We start from the raw sequence: 18890 nt of genomic DNA on the forward strand, positions 1-18890 counted from the left end.
CCTCGCATCGTCCCTGGTGAGAGGCCCGTGGCGCCGCGGCCTCACGCGGTAGGGCAGAATCGGCCAGTGGGCAGGCGTACGCATCCGCCGTACGAACCGGCTCACGTACGACCGACCCGTGGCCCACAGCCAGCAGCCGCGCACAGAGGAAAGGCCGCGCAGTGAGCATGTACCGAGAGCGCGCGGACCGGGACCGTCTCTACCGCCGCTCCGCGCCGAGCGCCAGCGTTCTGCGGACCGTCAGCACCCGGGAGCGGCGTTCGCCCCTGTCCGCCCCCCGGGTCCCCACTGTCGGCATCGACATCGGCGGTACGAAGGTGATGGCGGGCGTCGTCGACGCCGACGGCCAGATCCTGGAGCAGGTACGCGCCGAGACCCCCGAGAAGTCCAAGAGCCCCAAGGTCGTCGAGGACACCATCGCCGAGCTGGTCCTGGACCTCTCCGACCGGCACGACGTGCACGCCGTGGGCATCGGCGCCGCCGGCTGGGTGGACGCCGACCGCTCCCGGGTGCTGTTCGCACCGCATCTGGCCTGGCGTGACGAGCCCCTCAAGGACGCCCTCACCGCACGCCTCGCCGTGCCGGTGATGGTCGACAACGACGCGAACACCGCCGCGTGGGGCGAGTGGCGCTTCGGCGCCGGACGCGGCGAGGATCACCTCGTGATGATCACGCTCGGCACGGGCATCGGCGGGGCCATTCTGGAGAACGGCCAGGTCAAGCGCGGCAAGTACGGGGTGGCAGGCGAGTTCGGGCACATGCAGGTCGTGCCCGGCGGCCACCGCTGCCCCTGCGGCAACCGCGGCTGCTGGGAGCAGTACAGCTCGGGCAACGCCCTGGTGCGCGAGGCGCGCGAACTGGCCGTCGCCGATTCGCCCGTGGCGTACGGGCTCGTGGAGCGTGTCGGCGGCCAGACCTCGGAGATCACCGGGCCGCTCATCACGGAACTCGCCCGTGGCGGCGACGCCATGTGCACCGAGCTGCTCCAGGACATCGGCCACTGGCTCGGCGTGGGCATCGCCAACCTGGCCGCCGCTCTCGACCCGGGCGGCTTCGTGATCGGCGGCGGGGTCAGCGCCGCCGACGAACTGCTCATCGATCCGGCTCGTGAGGCCTTCAAGCGCCATCTGACGGGCCGTGGATACCGGCCGGAGGCCACCATCGCCAAGGCACAGCTCGGCCCCGAGGCGGGCATGGTCGGCGCCGCCGACCTGGCACGCCTCGTCGCCCGGCGCTTCCGCCGCGCCAACCGGCGCCGTCTGGAGCGGTACGAGCGCTACGAACGGGCCGCGGACAACCTGCGACGGGCGGTGGGGCAGTGACGGCCACCGCACCGCAGAACCTGCGCCCCTCGCAGCGGCCGCCGCACCGGCCCCGCCACCGCATACTCACGCTCATCATCGTCGTACTGCTGATCGCGGTCCCCGCGGGATACGTGGTCAAGTCGGCCTTCGAGAGCCGGGACAGCGGTGAGGACAAGGAGCGCAACGCCGCCGCGACCAACCTCACCTACGGCTGGCCGAGCAAGGTCCAGCGCAACGTCTACGACGTCCCCTTGCCGTCCAAGTCCAGCCACTACGCCTTCTACGAGGCCAACTCCTGGCAGACCAGCACGCTCTACGTGCAGTTCCGCCTCCCGGAGAAGCAACTCGGCGACTTCCTCGACGACGTGGGCACCAGCTCTTCCGCTCTGCGGCCCGGGCAGGTCACCATCAGCGGCAAGGAGGCCGAGACGGTCGGCTGGGACCTGGACAAGGACGGTCACGACTACGAGGGCACCACGTACCGGCAGGGCGAGAGCCGTCCCGACGTGGCGATCACCGTCGACCGCACCTACAAGAACATGCCGCGTGTGTATGTCGTGTCCACCGTGAAGTTCTGATGTACACAGCGATGCCCCCGAACCCGCACCCCGGCAGGGGCTGGGTAGCGTGGCCGCGTGAGCGAGAAGCAGAGTGACCGGATGTTGCAACACCGCCTCGACGGCCCCGACGACGCCCCCGTGCTCGTGCTCGGTCCGGCCCTCGGTACCACCTGGCACATGTGGGACCGGCAGATACCGGAGCTGACCCGCAACTGGCGCGTTCTCCGCTTCGACCTGCCAGGTCACGGCGGAGCCCCCGCGCACCCCGCCGACTCGGCGACGTCGCTCGCCGAGCGCGTCCTCGCCACCCTCGACTCCCTCGGAGTGCAGCGCTTCGGCTACGCCGGCTGCTCCGTGGGCGGCGCCGTCGGCATACAGCTCGGCATGCTGGCCCGCGACCGGCTCTCCTCCCTCGCGCTCATCTCCAGCTCGCCCCGCTTCGGCACCGCCGACGCCTGGCGGCAGCGGGGTGTCGTCGTCCGTACGAACGGACTCGACCCCATCGCCCGCTCCACCCCGGAGCGGTGGTTCACCGAAGGCTTCATCGAGGCGCAGCCGGCGATCGTGGAATGGGCCGTGCAGATGGTCCGCACCACCGACCCGGGCTGCTACATCGCGGCATGCGAGGTGCTGGCCGCCTTCGACGTACGCAGCGACCTGGGCGGCATCGGAGTGCCCACGCTCGTCGTCGCGGGCGCCGAGGACGAGGCGACGCCGCCCTCCGACGCCCGTGCCCTCGTCGCCGGGATACCGGACGCGAGGCTCGCCATAGTGCCCGGGGCGTCGCACCTGACGCCCGTCGAACAGCCGGGCGCCGTCACCGAGTTGATCATCAGGCACTTCACCACGAGCTGGCAGGAGTCGCCCGCGGGCCCGCCCGCGCCCGCACCGGTGATCACGCCCGCACCGGCCAGACCCACCGGCGCCATAGCCGAACTGGAGTCCGCCGATGCCGCGGCCGGCCGCGGCGACACCTACGACGCCGGGATGAAGGTGCGCCGCGAAGTCCTCGGCGACGCGCACGTGGACCGTGCGCAGGAGAACGCGGACCACTTCACCCAGGACTTCCAGGACTTCGCCACCCGCTACGCCTGGGGCGAGATCTGGACTAGGCCCGGCCTCGACCGGCGTACCCGCAGCGTGATCACCCTCACCGCGCTCGTCTCCCGCGGCCACTTCGACGAGCTGACCTTCCACATCCGCGCGGCCCTGCGGAACGGGCTCACGCCGGAGGAGATCAAGGAAGTCCTCCTGCAGACCGCGGTCTACGCGGGCGTGCCCGCGGCGAACTCGGCGTTCGCCGTGGCCCAGAACGTCATCCGCGAGGAGACCACGCCCACGGAGTAGCCCCTCCCGGGGCAGCCACGACCGCGCCGGCTCGCGTGTGTGGGTGCGGCCGCGAACGCAGTTCGCAGCGGGCGCCCCTCGACGTGGCCGGCGGCCGCCTCACCGCTGGCCCGTTCTGCCGCCGCGGCCGTCCGCGTCGCGGGCATGTCCATGCGCCGCCGCTGCCGCGAAGTCGGTCATGCGAGACCGGGTCTGTCGCCTGCGGCGTGCCGCGCCTGCGGTCGCCTTCACCCGCCGGGCCCCGTGCGGTCCGGCCGACCCTCGTCGGCCAGCTGGGGGCCCCTCGGTCGCAGCCGGGGCACGGACGGCTGCCGCCGTGGCGAGCGGCCACCGCGCAGGAGGGCCCGGCAGCGTGGCCGGCTGCCTGCCGTGGTGGGCGTGGCGTCGCCGGTCGCGGTCGTCGGCGGGCGTGCATCGCCGGGACTTCGGTACGGGCCGGGGCCCGGGGCGGCACGGGAGAACCGCGAACACCCGATGCGCGGGTCCCGCGGCGTGGTCGGCTGCCGGAAGGGCCGCCTGGCCCGGCCGAGAGACGAGGGGGAGCCTCGGGCGGTCGCGCCCCGAGGTCGGCCGGGGCGCCGCAGGCGACAGGCACAATGGGGCCATGAAGCTGATCAAGAAGGGCCACGCCTGCGTACGGATCGAGCAGGACGGGCGCACGCTCGTCATCGACCCCGGAGGCTTCAGCGAGGGCGACGCGGCAGTCGGAGCCGATGCGATCCTGGTCACGCACGAGCACCCGGACCACTTCGACGAGGGCAGGCTGCGCGCGGCCATGGAGGCCAACCCGGGCGCGCAGATCTGGACGCCGCGCAGCGTCGCCGAGAAGATCTCCACCACCTTCCCCGGCCGCGTGCACACCGTCGGCGAGGGCGACACCTTCGACGCCGCCGGATTCGAGGTCGAGGTCCACGGCCAGCTGCACGCCGTCATCCACCCGGACATCCCGCGGATCGCCAACTGCGGCTATGTCGTGGACGGTTCGGTCTTCCACCCCGGCGACGCGCTGACCGTGCCGGGCCGGGACGTCGACACGCTGCTGCTCCCGGTGCACGCACCGTGGAGCAAGGTCTCCGAGGTCATCGACTACGTACGGGAGGTCGCGCCGCGCCGCGCCCTCGACGTGCACGACGGGCTCCTGGCGGACCAGGCACGGCCGATCTACGACCGGATGATCGGCGACCTCGGAGGGGTGGAGCACGGCCGTCTGGCCCCCGGCGAGAGTGTCGGTGTGGCGCGGTAGATTTCACCGCATGCGTATCGCGACCTGGAACGTGAATTCCGTCGGGGCCCGACTGCCGCGGCTGCTGGAGTGGCTGGAGTCCGCCGGCCCGGATGTGGTCTGCCTCCAGGAGCTGAAGTGCTCCGCCGAGGCGTTCCCCGCCGCCGAAGTCGAGGCGCTGGGTTACGAGTCGCTGGTCAACGGCGACGGCCGGTGGAACGGGGTCGCCGTGCTCTCCCGCGTCGGCCTCGCCGACACCGTCCTCGGCCTGACCGAGGGCCCGGCGTACGAGGGCGGCCAGGAGTCCCGGGCGGCTGCCGCCACCTGTGGCGGCGTGCGCGTGTGGTCGGTGTACGTGCCCAACGGCCGCGAGGTCGGCCACCCGCACTACGACTACAAGCTGCGGTGGCTGGAGGCGCTCCGCCTCACCGCACGGCACGAGGTCTCCGGCGACCTCCCCTTCGCGATACTGGGCGACTACAACATCGCCCCGGCTGACGAGGACGTCTACGACCGGGCAGAGTTCGAGGGCTCCACGCACGTCACCGAGCCGGAGCGCGCCGCCCTGAAGGCGCTGCGCGAGGAGGGTCTGACGGACGTGATGCCGCGCCCCCTGAAGTACGACCACCCATACACGTACTGGGACTACCGGCAGTTGTGCTTCCCCAAGAACAGGGGCATGCGCATCGACCTGGTCTACGGGAACGCCCCCTTCGCGGCGGCCGTCAAGGACGCCTACGTCGACCGCGAGGCGCGGAAGGGCAAGGGAGCCTCCGACCACGCCCCGGTCGTCGTCGACCTCGAGGTCTGACTCGGCGGGGTCCGGGCGGCCGACCGCCGCTCCTGCACCCCGCTCCGGGCCCGGGCGGGGCGGCGCCCAGCCCCCGGCACCCCGCCCACTGCACCCCGCCTACGGCACCAGCTTCTTCAGCTCCACCGAGTCCGCCATCGCCTTCAACCCCGCGTCGCCCGGGTGCAGATGGTCCCCGCTGTCGTAGGCGGGCAGCATCCGCTGGGGGCGTGCCGGGTCCCGTACGACGGCGTCGAAGTCGAGCACCGCGTCGAACGTGCCCTTGCTGTCGCGTACGAAGGCGTTGACGGCGCTGCGCTTGGCGTCCACTTCGGGGAAGCAGTCCTTGTAGCCCTCACAGGGCGTCAGGGTGGCGCCTACGACCCGCAGTCCGCGTTCGTGGGCCCGCCGCGCGATCTCCTTCAGGCCCGCGATGACCTCCTCGGGCGTCGCGCCCCACCGCACGTCGTTGATGCCCTCGAAGACGACGACGGTGTGTGCGTTCGTCTGCGCCAGCACGTCGCGTTCGAGCCGGTGCACGGCGCTGACGCCGCCCGTGTCGTCGCTGATCCCGTCGCCGGGATAGCGGTCGGAGACGACGCGGTTCGCGGAGATGCCCTGGTTGAGCACCCCGTAACGCGGCACTTCCTGCTGTGCGCGCAGCCGCCGCGACAGCACGTCCGGCCAGCGGCGGTTGGCGCCGGGCGTGGAGCGCACACCGTCGGTGATGGAGTCGCCGAACGCGACGACGGAGCCCGGGCCGCCCCGCACGTCGACGGCCGTGAGGAAGGGCCAGACCTCCAACGAGCCGGTGAACGCGCTGCCTTCCGTGTCTCCTGTCCGGTCGCCGCTGCCCTTCCCGCTGACGTAGCTGCGCTGGCTGGTCGCGCTGTGCACCGGGGCGGCCGCGACCGGGTCCGGCAGGTGGAGGCTCACCAGCAGATTGGTGCCGGAGGGCACCTGGAAGCCGACGGGGTCGCTGACGGCGCTCGTGCCCGCGGGCATCACCACGCCGTCACGTCCCCCGAACTGCAGCCGCACCGGCCGGCCCCGCCCTGTCGCGCCCTCGCGCTGTACGACGACCGACGCGTGGCCGATCTCGACGGGGCCGGAGGCGAAGGTGTTCGCCAGCTTGATCCGCGTACGGGAACCGCCGGCGGAGGTGTGCACGACGAGCCGGAGGGTCTGGTTCTCCCAGGGGCCGACGGTGGTGTAGCCGGCGGTGCTCGTCGTCCAGCTTCCCGTCCAGGAGGACTCCTCGCGCCGGACGGACGCGGCGAAGACGTGCAGATCGCTCGTGGAGCCCGGGTCACGGGGCAGCGTGATGGAGCGGATGCGGCGGTCCTCGTGCACCGGCACCGTCACCGCGTACAGCTTGGCCTTCTCGGTGAGGGGGCCGCCGGAGCGGGTGTTGACCTTCGGCAGCGCCACGGCCTTCGTGGCGAGGGGGCCGCCGCGCCAGTCGGGCGCGGAGAGCGAATAGGCGGACGTGGAGCCGTCCCAGTAGCGGACGGTTCCGGTCCCGGTGACGTCCGTGCCGGGGGCGCCGCGCGATGTGCCCGCCACCAGCAGCGAGATGGCGTTGCCCGTTCCGCTCAGCCGCACCTGCTGTCCGTCGGCGGTCACGTTGTCGGGCCTGCCGGGCCGGGTGTGCGGCCAGCGCAGCGAGGCGGAGTCGAGTCCGAGAAGCCGGCCGGGATTCCAGCCGGCGGCGCGCAGGTCCTGTGCGGACAGGGAGTTGCCCGCCCCGTCGAAGTCGGCCTCACCGGGGCGTGCGTCGTCGCTCACCGCCCGGTTGTCGAAGAGCCGCTCCAAGGGGAGCGGCTCGGTGGTGTCCGTCGCTGTGCGGCTCTCCGCGACGGCGACCGCGGGGGTCCCCGCGGCGGTCAGGAGGATCATGAGGGGAACGTTCCACAGACGTCCGCGCACGCCGACTGTCCTCTCTCTCGTCCGGCACCAACACCCGCTCCTCGCACCCCGATTCGAACGAGGCCCGGTGAAGGTAGAGAGACGGCAAAGCGGCGTCAAGGTGTCCGGTCGGGACACTGACCGTTTTTTCCGCACCCCTGCCCGATGCACAGCGTGCCTGTGGTGCGGGCCCATGTGGGGATGCCACCCTGACCCGTATGAACATCCCCTTCCTGGACAACTGGCGTAAGAGGCACGAGGAGGCGCAGAGCGCGTCGCTCGCGGACGCGGTGTCCAGCGACCCCGAGGGCGCCGCCCAGCTCCTCTCGGAATGCGAACTGCTGCGGAACCAGGCCGAGGACGCGGGGGTCGAACTCGACGACTCCGCCGAGTCGTTGTCCGCGCTCGACCAGCTCCTGCCGCGCTGGCGCGAGGACCCGGAGGTCGCTCCCTGGCTCGGCAGCGACGCGGGCCTGTACCTGGGCACGGTCCTCGTGCGTACGGTGCCGGGCGCCGCGTGGCGGCTGCGGCCCGACGGCCAGCCGGTGGTGCGGCTGGAGTCGGGCCGGGAGCTGGACGTGCTGGAGGAAGGGACGTCGTGGGCGGAGACCGGGACCCCGGAGCTGTCGCAGCGCTACGCGGAGTTCTCCGAGGGTTGAGGACGCATCCGCCGGGCCGGGACCTTCGAAGCAGGCGGGTCCGGGGAATTCGACGGGCCCGTCGCCGACCGGACGGCCCGTCCGGTCCGGCACCCGCGGCGGATCAGCTCTTCGCGCGGTGGTTGCCGCGTCGTCCGCCGCCGTCCGGGTCCGCCTTGGACGCCGGCGGCGCGGTCGCGGCACGGGTGACGTCGGCGACGAGCTCGACGACGTCCGCCCCGTACGCCTGGGAGTTGACGACCCGGAGCAGCACGCAGAAGTTTCCGTTCGTGCCGTACTTGCGCATCAGCCGTCCGTGGTGCCGGGCCAGATAGCGGGCCGCGGCCTGGTTCGTGACGGAACGCTGGCCGCAGAAGAGGAAGACGGGACGTGCGCCGTCGCTCTGCCCCGCCGTCAGACGGGCGAGCAGCACGTGCTCCCGTACCCCGGACTCCAGCAGATGCCGTTCGCCGCCGATGGTGAAGGCGCCCCGGTCGGGGCTGTTCCCGGTCTCGGTGTCGATGTGGACGCCGGGCAGCAGCGACTGCAGATGCGCCGCCATGCGGCGGTTCGAGACGGGACCGCCGATGCAGAACTCGGTGCGCTCGCCGAAGCTCTGCTGTGCCATGTCATGGGATATGACGTCCCCGTTCGCGCCGCACTCCTTGACGACCGCCGACAGCTCCAGCAGCGCGAAGACGTCGTTGCGGGCGACGGACCACTCCGCGGTCGCCGCGTCGCGGTTGACGACCAGCAGACACTCGGAGTGCTCCGGCAGGCCGAAGAACCGCTGCTTCCGGCTCAGTCCGCGCTGCCACACAAACGTGCGCGCGAACCAGCCCAGGGCGACGGCCAGGGCCACCGCCGGCACACCCAGCACGAGCCAAGGCAGGTTCTCCGTCATGGTGCGGCAGCGTACATCCGCAGGCGAAGGGGGTGTACCGGAGTCCGCGGGATCGGTGCAGCACCGGTGCTGACGTGCCCGCGGCGGCGGGCTAGTCTTCGCTGACCCGTCTCGTCAGGAGGTTTCCATGCGGCGAATGACCAACCGCCGTTCCGCCAGACTGCTCGCCGTGCTCACCGCCACCGCCGCGGTGGCGACGCTGGGTGTGGCCGCCGCGCCAGCGTTCACCGGAAGCGGCCAGGACGCGGACCGCGAGCCGTCGAAGAAGCCGGTCGCGGTCGGTCACGGCGGCGCCGTCTCGAGCGTGGACGCCGACGCGTCCGCAGCCGGCATCAAGGTGCTCAAGCAGGGCGGCAACGCCGTCGACGCCGCCGTGGCCACCGCGGCCGCGCTCGGCGTCACCGAGCCGTACTCGGCAGGCGTCGGCGGAGGCGGCTACTTCGTCTCCTACGACGCGGCCAGCGGGAAGATCCGCACCCTCGACGGACGCGAGACCGCCCCGAAGAGCGCCGACGAGAAACTCTTCCAGGAGGACGGCAAGGCGCTGCCGTTCGACGAGGTCGTCACCAGCGGCCTGAGCGTCGGCACTCCCGGCACGCCCGCCACCTGGGAGAAGGCGCTGGGCAAGTGGGGCACCAAGCCGCTGGGCAAGGTCCTCGCCCCCGCGGAGAAGCTCGCCCGCGACGGCTTCAAGGTCGACAAGACCTTCCGCCGGCAGACCGCCGACAACGAGGAGCGCTTCCGCAAGTTCCCCGACACGGTCGACCTGTTCATGCCGGGCGGCAAGCTGCCGGAGACGGGCAGCACCATGCGCAACCCGGACCTCGCCCGTACGTACGACACGATGGCCCGCGAGGGCACCGGCCCGCTCTACGACGGTGCGATCGCCGACGACATCGTGGAGACGGTACGCAAGCCCCCGGTGGACCCGGACGGCGGCGAGAAGGTGCGCAACGGCGATCTGACGCGCGAGGACCTGAAGGCGTACAAGATCAAGAAGCAGGCGCCCTCGCACACCCGCTACCGCGGTCTCGACGTCTTCGGCATGGCACCCTCGTCCTCCGGCGGCACGACCGTGGGCGAGGCGCTGAACATCCTGGAACGCGGCGACCTGGGCGAGCTCAGCAAGAAGCAGCTGCTGCACCGCTACATCGAGGCGAGCCGGGTCGCGTTCGCCGACCGCGGCCGGTGGGTCGGCGACCCCGCGGCGGAGGACGTGCCGACGAAGGAGCTGCTCTCGCAGCGCTTCGCCGACTCGCGAGCCTGCCTCATCAAGGACGACGAGGTGCTCAAGAGCCCGGTGGCGCCGGGCGATCCGCGTGACCCGGCGGACTGCGGCTCCGGTGACAAGGCCGCGCCCACGACGTACGAAGGTGAGAGCACCACGCACCTGACGACCGCCGACAAGTGGGGCAACGTCGTCGCCTACACCCTGACGATCGAGCAGACCGGCGGCAGCGGCATCACCGTCCCCGGGCGGGGCTTCCTGCTCAACAACGAGCTGACGGACTTCTCCTTCGAGGCGGCCGACCCGGACGTGCACGACCCGAACCTGCCGGGTCCGGGCAAGCGTCCGCGCTCGTCGATGTCGCCGACGATCGTGCTCGACGACGGGAAGCCCGCCTTCGCGCTGGGCTCGCCCGGCGGCGCCACGATCATCACCACCGTGCTCCAGAGCATGATCAACCACGTGGACCGCGGCATGCGGCTCGACAAGGCGCTCAACGCACCGCGCGCAAGCCAGCGCAACGCGGCGAAGACCGAGATCGAGCCGAAGCTGTACGACAGCGGCGTCAGGCCGGAACTGGAGAAGCTCGGCCACTCCTTCACCGAGATCGAGGAGCTGGGTGCGGCAACCGCCGTGCAGCCGCTGCCGGACGGGCGCTGGCTCGCGGCGGCCGAGAAGGAGCGGCGCGGCGGCGGCTCCGCGATGGTGGTGCGTCCCTCGAAGAAGTAGGGCCCTGGGGCACGCCTTTGGGGCACGTCCCTGGGGGTGTGCGAAGTCCAGGAGGACGAGAAGGGGAACGACAGGCCCGACGGCCGCCGGGAGCGGGACGAAAACCGCCCGTAGCCTTCCGGAAACACCCGTCGTAACACGGCGGGTGTGCAATGCGGGGCATGGCAGACGTACCGGCTCCGGCGACCGTCGGGCAACCTCATGGCGCGGTGCGTGCGTACGCCGCCGAACTCCTCGCACTGGCCCGGCGGCTGGACCCGGCGGCCGGGTGGTACGCCGTCTTCGCCGAGCATGATCCGGACGGGCTGCGGGAGTGCCTGTCGGGACGGGAGATGCCGCCGTGGGACGTGGTGGCCTCGCTGCTGGAGGACCTGGGACGGCTGCAGGGTCCCGGTGCGGCGCGCGGGGCGGAGGAGCGGCTGCGTACCCTGCACGGCGCGGCCGTCGCCGCGTACGACGCGTACGCGGGCGGCGCACCCGTGCTGCGTGACCGACTCGCCGCCGTGACGGGGGAGTTGGACGAGGCGGTGGCGGGTCTGCGTGCGCTCGGCGCGGAGGGAGGCGCCGGCGGTGACGGCGGGGCCGGCGCGGAGCGGGCCTGGGCTCGGGACCGACTGCGGCGCGCCGAGGCACGGCGCGCCGAACTGCGTGCACGGCTGGCGGCCCAGGAGGCCGAAGCGGTCGAGCGGCGCCCGGCGGCCGAAGCCGCGGGCCGGACGGCGCAGCCCGGACGGGCCGCCGATCCGCCCGGACAGGGGCCGCCCGGCGGACAGGGCCCGCCGCCTGGACTTCTCCCGGCGGCCGGGCGGACCGCGCCCCCGGAGCACGGCGCGGACGAGGGCCCGTCAGCGGTCCGCGACCAGCACAGCCCCGCGCCGGCCCCGCCCAGGAGACGGGCGCGCACGGGCGGTTCGCGGTTCGCGGGCGCCCCCGCCGGCGAGGCCGAGTCCGCGGAACCGGCCGCGATCGTGCCGCCCGGCGCCCCCTCGCCCGACCTCGCTCCCCGCGGTGACGTGGCAGGCGTCGGCGAAGGCACGGGCCGTGCAGCCCAGGACGTGGAGCCCGGCGCCGAACTCACCCCGCGCGGCGCCCGGTTCGCAGGAGCGGTCCAGCCCTCCGAGGCACCCGGAGACCCGCACGCCGGAAGGGAGACCGCCGAGGACCGGGAGGCCGCCGCCGACGCCGCGGCGAGGCTGGCGCGGCTGCGGCGCGCAGGAGCGGGGGGAGAGGCACACGCCCTGCTGTGCGAGGCCGCTCGCTGGCCGCCGCCCCGATTCGCCGTACTGGTCGGGGAGTTGCAGCGGCGCGGTCCGAACCCGGACGCGGGAATCCTGCTGTGGGAGGCGGCGGCGCTGCCCGCCGGGGCCTTCGCCGCGGCGGCCGGCGCGCTGTCCGCAGCGGGCAGGGCCGAGGACTGCGCGAGGATGCTCCGCCAGGGCGTGTCCCGTCCGCCGCGGCAGATCGCCGAGACCGCCTTCGCGCTGCACCGTGCCGGCCGGGACCAGGAGGCCAGGGAGCTGCTGACGGCGGTGGTACGCGCCCGTACGCCCGAGGGTGCCGCGCAGGTCGCGGGTGCCGGCCCGGCCGTGCTGGTCCGGCTGCTTCTGGAGGCGGCTCTCGCGCTGTCCGAGGAGCAGTGCCGCAGGGTCGCGGACGAGCTGCGTGCCCGGGGAGTTCCCGGCGTGCCCAAGGCGCCGTGACGGCGCGGGGAGATCCCGGGGCCGCGGCGCGGTCACCACTCGTCCTGCCTGGTGAGCGGTGTGCGCGGGGCCGCTGTGCCGCGCCCCGTGGCGGCCCGCGGGAAGGAGATCGTTCGGGCGACGTGGCGCAGATGCCCTTGCCACCGTGCGAGACCCGACCTACGGTCACATTCTCACGTGGATCTACGCGTGTCGAATGGCCTTGACCTCCCGGCAAAGGAGCTGCTCATGCCCGATGTTGTGCGCGCCGCCCTCGTACAGGCGACCTGGACAGGCGACACCGAGTCGATGATCGAGAAGCATGTGCAGCACGCGCGCGAGGCAGCCCGGCAGGGAGCCCGCGTCATCGGCTTCCAAGAGGTCTTCAACGCCCCGTACTTCTGCCAGGTGCAGGACGCCGAGCACTACAAGTGGGCCGAACCCGTGCCGGACGGGCCGACGGTGCGGCGCATGCAGGAGCTGGCGCGCGAGACGGGGATGGTCATCGTCGTCCCCGTCTTCGAGGTCGAACAGCCCGGCTTCTACTACAACACCGCCGCCGTCATCGACGCCGACGGCACGGTGCTGGGCAGCTACCGCAAGCACCATCTGCCTCAACTGCCGGGCTTCTGGGAGAAGTTCTACTTCAAGCCGGGCAATCTCGGCTGGCCCGTCTTCGACACCGCCGTCGGCCGGGTCGGCGTGTACATCTGCTACGACCGCCACTTCCCCGAGGGCTGGCGTGCCCTGGGCCTGGAGGGCGCCCAGCTCGTCTACAACCCCTCCGCCACCTCCCGCGGTCTCTCCAGCCACCTGTGGCAGCTGGAGCAGCCCGCCGCGGCCGTCGCCAACGAGTACTTCGTCGCCGCCATCAACCGCGTCGGCACCGAGGAGTACGGCAGCAACGACTTCTACGGGACGAGTTACTTCGTCGACCCCCGCGGCCAGTTCGTCGGCGACGTCGCCAGCGACAAGGAAGAGGAACTGGTGGTGCGCGACCTCGACTTCGACGTGATCGACGAGGTGCGTCAGCAGTGGGCCTTCTACCGGGACCGCCGTCCCGACGCGTACGAGGGGCTGGTGCGTCCCTGATGAGCACCCAGCACACCGCGGGTTCGGCCGCCGCGCTGCTCCAGCGCCACCGCGCCGTCATGCCCGACTGGCTCGCGCTCTACTACGGCGAGCCGATGGAGATCACCCATGGCGAGGGCAGGCACGTCTGGGACGGCGAGGGCAACCGCTACCTCGACTTCTTCGGCGGCATCCTCACCACCATGACCGCGCACGCCCTGCCCGAGGTCACCAAGGCCGTCAGCGAGCAGGCCGGGCGCATCCTGCACACCTCCAGCCTCTATCTCGACCGTCCCATGGTGGAGCTGGCCGAGCGCATCGCCGCGCTGTCCGGCATCCCCGACGCCCGCGTCTTCTTCACCACCTCCGGCACCGAGGCGAACGACACGGCGCTGCTGCTGGCCACGACGTACCGCCGCTCCAACCAGATCCTGGCCCTGCGCAACAGCTACCACGGCCGTTCCTTCTCGGCGATCGGCATCACTGGCAACCGCTCCTGGTCGCCCACGAGCCTCTCGCCGCTGCAGACGCTCTACGTGCACGGCGGCGTCCGTACCCGCGGGCCCTACGCCGCCCTGGGCGACGCCGAGTTCATCGAGGCGTGCACCGCGGACCTGGAGGACATGCTGGGTCAGACCGGCGGCGACGTCGCAGCCCTGATCGCCGAACCCGTGCAGGGTGTCGGCGGGTTCACCTCGCCGCCCGACGGTCTGCTCGCCGCCTTCCGCGAAGTCCTGCGCGAGCACGGCATCCTGTGGATCAGCGACGAGGTGCAGACGGGCTGGGGCCGCACCGGCGAGCACTTCTGGGGCTGGCAGGCCCACGACCGGGCAGGGCCGCCCGACATGCTCACCTTCGCCAAGGGCATCGGCAACGGCATGTCCATCGGCGGTGTCGTCGCGGGCGCCGAGGTCATGAACTGCCTGCCGGCCAACTCCATCTCCACCTTCGGCGGCAGCCCAGTCACCATGGCCGCCGGCAACGCCAACCTCAACTACCTGCTGGAACACGACCTTCAGGGCAACGCGCGCCGCGTCGGCGGCCTGCTGCTGGAGCGGCTCCGGGCGGCCTCCGCCGGCCTCGGCGTCGTACGGGAGGTGCGCGGCCGCGGCCTGATGGCGGGCGTGGAGATGGTCGAGCCGCACACGGACACCCCGTCACCGCGGGCGGCTTCGCTGGTGCTGGAGGCGGCACGCGAGGGGGGCCTGCTCGTCGGCAAGGGCGGCGGCCACGCGACCAGCAGCGTGCTGCGCATCGCGCCGCCGCTGAGCCTCACCGTCGCGGAGGCGGAGGAAGGCGCCGAGATCCTGGAGCACGCCCTGCGCACGGTTGACACAGAGCTCGGAGGGGAGAGCACGCAATGACGCACTCACGTACGGTCGTTCGCGGCGGACTCGTCATCACCGCGGCCGACGAGACACACGCGGACGTACTCGTCGAGGACGGACGGATCGTCGCCACCGCCGCCACCGGCAGCAGCGTGGCCGAAGGCTGGAACGCCGAGCGGACCATCGACGCCACGGGCAAGTACGTCATCCCGGGCGGAGTCGACGGCCACACCCACATGGACTTCCCCTTCGGAGGCACCTTCTCCTCCGACGACTTCGAGACCGGCACCAGGGCCGCCGCGTGGGGCGGGACGACCACCATCGTCGATTTCGCCGTGCAGCAGAAGGGCCACGCCCTGCGCGAGGGACTGGACCGCTGGCACGCCAAGGCCGACGCCAAGTGCTCCGTCGACTACGCCTTCCACATGATCCTCTCGGACGTGAACCAGGGGACGCTGAAGGAGATGGACATGCTGGTGGAGGAGGGCATCACCTCCTTCAAGATGTTCATGGCCTACCCCGGCGTCTTCTACAGCGACGACGGGCAGATCCTGCGCGCCATGCAGCGCACCGCCGCCAACGGCGGGCTGACCATGATGCACGCGGAGAACGGCATCGCCATCGACGTCCTCGTCGAACAGGCCCTGGCCGCCGGCCGCACCGACCCCCGCTACCACGGCGAGGTGCGCAAGGCGCTGCTGGAGGCGGAGGCCACGCACCGCGCCATCCAGCTGGCACGGGTGGCCGGTTCGCCGCTGTACGTCGTGCACGTCTCGGCGGAGGAGGCCGTGGCCGAGCTGGCCACGGCACGGGACAAGGGTCTGCCGGTGTTCGGGGAGACCTGCCCGCAGTACCTGTTCCTCTCGACCGACAATCTCGCCGAGCCGGACTTCGGCGGCGCCAAGTACGTCTGCTCCACGCCGCTGCGTCCCCGCGAGCACCAGGCCGCACTGTGGCGGGGGCTGCGCACCGACGACCTCCAGGTGGTATCCACCGACCACTGCCCGTTCTGCTTCGTCGGCCAGAAGGAGCTGGGCCGCGGGGACTTCTCGAAGATCCCCAACGGCATGCCGGGCGTCGAGCACCGCATGGACCTGCTGCACCAGGCCGTGCTCGACGGGCACATCTCACGCCGCCGCTGGATCGAGCTGGCCTGCGCCACCCCGGCCCGCATGTTCGGGCTCTACCCCAAGAAGGGGACGCTGCAGCCCGGTTCGGACGCCGACATCGTCGTCTACGACCCGGAGGCGCGGCAGACCCTCTCCGTCGAGACACACCACATGAACGTCGACTACTCGGCGTACGAGGGGAAGCAGATCACCGGACAGGTCGAGACGGTGCTCTCGCGCGGCGAGACCGTCATCGACAGGCGCACCTACACAGGACGGGCCGGGCACGGGCAGTACACGCCCCGCGGTCTGTGCCAACTCCTCGACTGAGACCAGCGGTTGCTGTGTCTGAACAGAAAGGACGGACAGGGCATGGACTTCGGACTCGTACTGCAGACCGACCCGCCCGGGTCCCGCACGGTCGGCCTCATGCAGCGTGCCGAGCGGCAGGGTTTCCGGTACGGCTGGACGTTCGACTCGGCGGTGCTGTGGCAGGAGCCGTTCGTCATCCACAGCCGCGTGCTGGAGAACACCGAGCGGCTGATCGTCGGCCCCATGGTCACCAACCCCGGCACCCGCGCCTGGGAGGTCACCGCCTCCACCTTCGCGACGCTCAACGAGATGTACGGCAACCGGACCGTGTGCGGCCTCGGCAGGGGCGACTCGGCGATGCGCGTGGCGGGGCGCAGACCCAACACCCTCGCGCGGGTGAGCGACGCCATGTCCGCCATCCGGGACCTGGCGGAGGGGCGCGAGGCGGTCGTCGACGGTACGCCGCTGAAGTTCCCGTGGGTGCGTGACGGGAAGCTGCCGGTGTGGATGGCGGCGTACGGGCCGAAGGCGCTGGCCATGGCGGGCCGTGAGGCGGACGGCTTCATCCTCCAGCTCGCCGACCCGTATCTGACGGAGTCGATGGTGAAGGCTGTGCGCGTCGCCGCGGCGCAGGCCGGCCGCGACCCGGACGACGTCACGGTCTGCGTCGCCGCACCCGCCTACGTCGGCGACGACATCCAGCACGCGCGGGAGCAGTGCCGCTGGTTCGGCGGCATGGTCGGCAACCACGTCGCCGACCTCGTCACCCGCTACGGCGAGGACTCCGACCTCGTACCCACCGCGCTGACCAGCTACATCAAGGCCCGCCAGGGATACGACTACGCGCACCACGGCCGTGCGGGCAATCCCGACACCGAGTTCGTCCCCGACGAGGTCGTCGACCGCTTCTGCCTGCTGGGCCCCGCCGAGGCGCACATCGAGAAGCTGCGCACGCTGCGGGACCTGGGTGTCGACCAGTTCGCCGTCTACGCCATGCACGACGCCACGGAGTCCCTCATCGACGCATACGGACGCGACATCATCCCCGCGCTGAACAACTGAGCACCGGGCGGCGGCCGCCGGCGCACCACCGGCCGCCGCCCGTGTGTCCGTCCCCGACAACTGAGAATCCGCACCGAGCCGAAGAGGTGTGCCATGACCGGGACCGCTCCGACCGCCGCGCAGGGCCCGCAGGACGTGCCCGGCACCGGCACCGCTGAAGAAGTCACGTACCCCGACGGCCGGGTGGAGCTCGCCGAGGGCGCGATACCCGAAGGCAGCCGGTTCGCCAACTCGGACCTGCATCCGGTGCCCATGGTCAAACGGCACTGGACCACCTACAACTTCGCCGCCATCTGGATCGGCATGGCGCACAACATCCCGTCCTGGATGCTCGCTTCGGGGCTCATAGCCTTCGGCATGGACTGGAAGCAGGCCGTCTTCACCATCGCCCTGGCCAACGTGATCGTGCTGCTTCCCATGCTTCTCACGGGCCACGCGGGGCCCAAGTACGGCATTCCCTTCCCCGTCTTCGCGCGGGCCTCCTTCGGTCTGCGCGGCGCGAACCTCCCGGCGATGATCCGGGCGGCCGTGGCCTGCTGCTGGTTCGGCATCCAGACGTGGATCGGCGGCCAGGGCATCTTCGTGCTGCTCGGCAAGATCTTCGGCGGATGGACCGAGGCCGCGAAGATCGGCGGGGAGCCGTGGACGCTGTGGCTGTGTTTCGTGCTGTTCTGGGCGCTCGAACTCGCCATCATCTACCGGGGGATGGAGACGCTTCGCCGGTTCGAGAACTGGGCGGCCCCGTTCGTCCTCGTCGGCGCCTTCGTGCTGCTGGCATGGATCGCGTTCAAGGCCGGCGGCTTCGGGCCGCTGCTGGACGAGCCTTCCAAGCTGGGCTGGGGCCCCGAGTTCTGGCCGGTGTTCTTCCCAGCGCTCATGGGCATGATCGCCTTCTGGTCGACGCTGTCGCTCAACATCCCCGACTTCACCCGCTTCGGCGCGGGGCAGCGGGCGCAGGTGTGGGGCCAGTCCCTCGGCCTGCCCACGACGATGACCCTCTTCGCCCTGCTGTCGGTGTTCGTCACCTCCGGCTCGCAGGCCGTCTACGGGGCCTCCGTCTGGGACCCGGTGGAGCTCGCGGGCAAGACCGACAACGTCTTCGGGCTGCTCTTCGCCCTGGTGACGGTGCTCATCGCCACGATCTCCGTGAACCTGGCCGCGAACGTCGTCTCACCCGCGTACGACCTGGCGAACCTCGCGCCCAGGTTCATCAACTTCCGCACCGGCGCGCTCATCACGGGCGTCATCGGTGTGGTGATCATGCCGTGGAAGCTGACGGAGACGCCCGAGCTGTACATCTACACCTGGCTCGGCACGGTCGGCGGCCTGCTCGGCACCGTCGCCGGCATCCTCATCGCCGACTACTGGATCGTGCGCCGCACCCGCCTCCAGCTCGCCGAGCTCTACCGGGTGGGCGGCGCCTACTGGTACAGCTCCGGCTGGAACTGGCGTGCCGTGGCGGCGTTCACGGTGGGCGGCCTGCTCGCGGTGGGCGGCTCGTACTCCGCCAAAGGCAAGGGCCCTTACCCGGCGGACGGCCTGATCCCCTTCCTGCAGCCGCTCGCGGACTACGGCTGGGCGATCGGGGTCACCAGTTCGCTGCTGCTGTACGTCCTGCTGATGAAGGCGGCGCCGCCGAAGGCACCGGGCACCGTCCGGTGACGCTGCCGCCGGCCGCCGGCCGCCGGCCGCCGGCCGC

General features: G+C 71.8%; 15 protein-coding genes. 13 read left to right on the forward strand and 2 right to left on the reverse strand.

Annotated elements, in window-relative coordinates:
• Positions 1-167: 167 nt before the first annotated feature.
• From AN215_RS03765 to AN215_RS03785, 5 genes are all read left to right on the forward strand, one after another.
• Complete coding sequence (locus AN215_RS03765; protein WP_070010224.1) at positions 168-1322, forward strand: ROK family glucokinase; 1155 nt, start codon at positions 168-170, stop codon at positions 1320-1322.
• Positions 1319-1882 carry a hypothetical protein gene (locus AN215_RS03770; RefSeq protein ID WP_070010223.1) on the forward strand — a complete coding sequence of 188 codons (564 nt, stop codon included), beginning with the start codon at positions 1319-1321 and terminating at the stop codon, positions 1880-1882. Before AN215_RS03765 ends, AN215_RS03770 begins: the two co-directional genes overlap by 4 nt.
• Before the next feature lie 81 nt (positions 1883-1963).
• On the forward strand, positions 1964-3211 hold the full coding sequence (pcaDC, locus tag AN215_RS03775) for a bifunctional 3-oxoadipate enol-lactonase/4-carboxymuconolactone decarboxylase PcaDC (RefSeq protein ID WP_070010222.1): 1248 nt from the start codon (positions 1964-1966) through the stop codon (positions 3209-3211).
• Between the two features lie 604 nt (positions 3212-3815).
• Positions 3816-4454: an MBL fold metallo-hydrolase gene (locus tag AN215_RS03780; protein WP_070010221.1), complete on the forward strand. Its 639-nt coding sequence runs from the start codon at positions 3816-3818 to the stop codon at positions 4452-4454.
• Between the two features lie 10 nt (positions 4455-4464).
• Positions 4465-5244, forward strand: a complete 780-nt coding sequence (locus AN215_RS03785; protein WP_070010220.1) for an exodeoxyribonuclease III — start codon at positions 4465-4467, stop codon at positions 5242-5244.
• Positions 5245-5343: 99 nt separating this feature from the next.
• Here AN215_RS03785 and AN215_RS03790 read toward each other — a convergent pair whose 3' ends face one another.
• Positions 5344-7122, reverse strand: coding sequence for an SGNH/GDSL hydrolase family protein (locus AN215_RS03790; RefSeq protein WP_070010371.1), 1779 nt, complete (start codon positions 7120-7122; stop codon positions 5344-5346).
• Between the two features lie 227 nt (positions 7123-7349).
• Between AN215_RS03790 and AN215_RS03795 the strand changes: the two genes are divergently transcribed.
• Positions 7350-7790, forward strand: coding sequence for a DUF6278 family protein (locus tag AN215_RS03795; protein ID WP_070010219.1), 441 nt, complete (start codon positions 7350-7352; stop codon positions 7788-7790).
• 103 nt (positions 7791-7893) lie between these two features.
• Here the strand turns inward: AN215_RS03795 and AN215_RS03800 are convergent, their stop codons facing one another.
• Positions 7894-8673, reverse strand: coding sequence for a hypothetical protein (locus tag AN215_RS03800; protein ID WP_070010218.1), 780 nt, complete (start codon positions 8671-8673; stop codon positions 7894-7896).
• A gap of 127 nt (positions 8674-8800) precedes the next feature.
• Here AN215_RS03800 and ggt point away from each other — a divergent pair, with 127 nt between their 5' ends.
• From ggt to AN215_RS03835, 7 genes are all read left to right on the forward strand, one after another.
• Positions 8801-10630: a gamma-glutamyltransferase gene (gene ggt / locus AN215_RS03805; RefSeq protein WP_070010217.1), complete on the forward strand. Its 1830-nt coding sequence runs from the start codon at positions 8801-8803 to the stop codon at positions 10628-10630.
• A 161-nt stretch (positions 10631-10791) separates the two neighbouring features.
• On the forward strand, positions 10792-12330 hold the full coding sequence (locus AN215_RS03810; RefSeq protein ID WP_070010370.1) for a hypothetical protein: 1539 nt from the start codon (positions 10792-10794) through the stop codon (positions 12328-12330).
• Between the two features lie 228 nt (positions 12331-12558).
• Entirely contained in the window at positions 12559-13401 is an 843-nt protein-coding gene (locus tag AN215_RS03815) for a nitrilase-related carbon-nitrogen hydrolase (protein ID WP_070010216.1), read from the forward strand.
• A complete protein-coding gene (locus tag AN215_RS03820; RefSeq protein WP_070010215.1) occupies positions 13401-14744 on the forward strand; it encodes an aspartate aminotransferase family protein in 1344 nt (447 codons plus the stop codon). The genes AN215_RS03815 and AN215_RS03820 overlap by 1 nt, the downstream gene beginning before the upstream one ends.
• On the forward strand, positions 14741-16147 hold the full coding sequence (gene hydA, locus AN215_RS03825; RefSeq protein ID WP_070010214.1) for a dihydropyrimidinase: 1407 nt from the start codon (positions 14741-14743) through the stop codon (positions 16145-16147). The genes AN215_RS03820 and hydA overlap by 4 nt, the downstream gene beginning before the upstream one ends.
• A 42-nt stretch (positions 16148-16189) precedes the next feature.
• Positions 16190-17191 carry a TIGR03842 family LLM class F420-dependent oxidoreductase gene (locus AN215_RS03830; RefSeq protein ID WP_070010213.1) on the forward strand — a complete coding sequence of 334 codons (1002 nt, stop codon included), beginning with the start codon at positions 16190-16192 and terminating at the stop codon, positions 17189-17191.
• Between the two features lie 93 nt (positions 17192-17284).
• Positions 17285-18853, forward strand: a complete 1569-nt coding sequence (locus tag AN215_RS03835; RefSeq protein ID WP_070010212.1) for an NCS1 family nucleobase:cation symporter-1 — start codon at positions 17285-17287, stop codon at positions 18851-18853.
• Positions 18854-18890: the final 37 nt, after the last annotated feature.

This window comes from Streptomyces abyssalis (assembly GCF_001751365.1).
Lineage (GTDB): Bacteria > Actinomycetota > Actinomycetes > Streptomycetales > Streptomycetaceae > Streptomyces > Streptomyces abyssalis.

Excerpts from the sequence above, each read along its gene's own strand:
- AN215_RS03790 (WP_070010371.1), bottom strand. The coding sequence starts at position 7,122 with ATGATCCTCCTGACCGCCGCGGGGACCCCCGCGGTCGCCGTCGCGGAG.
- hydA (WP_070010214.1), top strand. The coding sequence starts at position 14,741 with ATGACGCACTCACGTACGGTCGTTCGCGGCGGACTCGTCATCACCGCG.
- pcaDC (WP_070010222.1), top strand. The coding sequence starts at position 1,964 with ATGTTGCAACACCGCCTCGACGGCCCCGACGACGCCCCCGTGCTCGTG.
- AN215_RS03815 (WP_070010216.1), top strand. The coding sequence starts at position 12,559 with ATGCCCGATGTTGTGCGCGCCGCCCTCGTACAGGCGACCTGGACAGGC.
- ggt (WP_070010217.1), top strand. The coding sequence starts at position 8,801 with ATGCGGCGAATGACCAACCGCCGTTCCGCCAGACTGCTCGCCGTGCTC.
- AN215_RS03835 (WP_070010212.1), top strand. The coding sequence starts at position 17,285 with ATGACCGGGACCGCTCCGACCGCCGCGCAGGGCCCGCAGGACGTGCCC.
- AN215_RS03785 (WP_070010220.1), top strand. The coding sequence starts at position 4,465 with ATGCGTATCGCGACCTGGAACGTGAATTCCGTCGGGGCCCGACTGCCG.
- AN215_RS03810 (WP_070010370.1), top strand. The coding sequence starts at position 10,792 with ATGGCAGACGTACCGGCTCCGGCGACCGTCGGGCAACCTCATGGCGCG.
- AN215_RS03830 (WP_070010213.1), top strand. The coding sequence starts at position 16,190 with ATGGACTTCGGACTCGTACTGCAGACCGACCCGCCCGGGTCCCGCACG.
- AN215_RS03780 (WP_070010221.1), top strand. The coding sequence starts at position 3,816 with ATGAAGCTGATCAAGAAGGGCCACGCCTGCGTACGGATCGAGCAGGAC.
- AN215_RS03795 (WP_070010219.1), top strand. The coding sequence starts at position 7,350 with ATGAACATCCCCTTCCTGGACAACTGGCGTAAGAGGCACGAGGAGGCG.
- AN215_RS03765 (WP_070010224.1), top strand. The coding sequence starts at position 168 with ATGTACCGAGAGCGCGCGGACCGGGACCGTCTCTACCGCCGCTCCGCG.
- AN215_RS03820 (WP_070010215.1), top strand. The coding sequence starts at position 13,401 with ATGAGCACCCAGCACACCGCGGGTTCGGCCGCCGCGCTGCTCCAGCGC.
- AN215_RS03800 (WP_070010218.1), bottom strand. The coding sequence starts at position 8,673 with ATGACGGAGAACCTGCCTTGGCTCGTGCTGGGTGTGCCGGCGGTGGCC.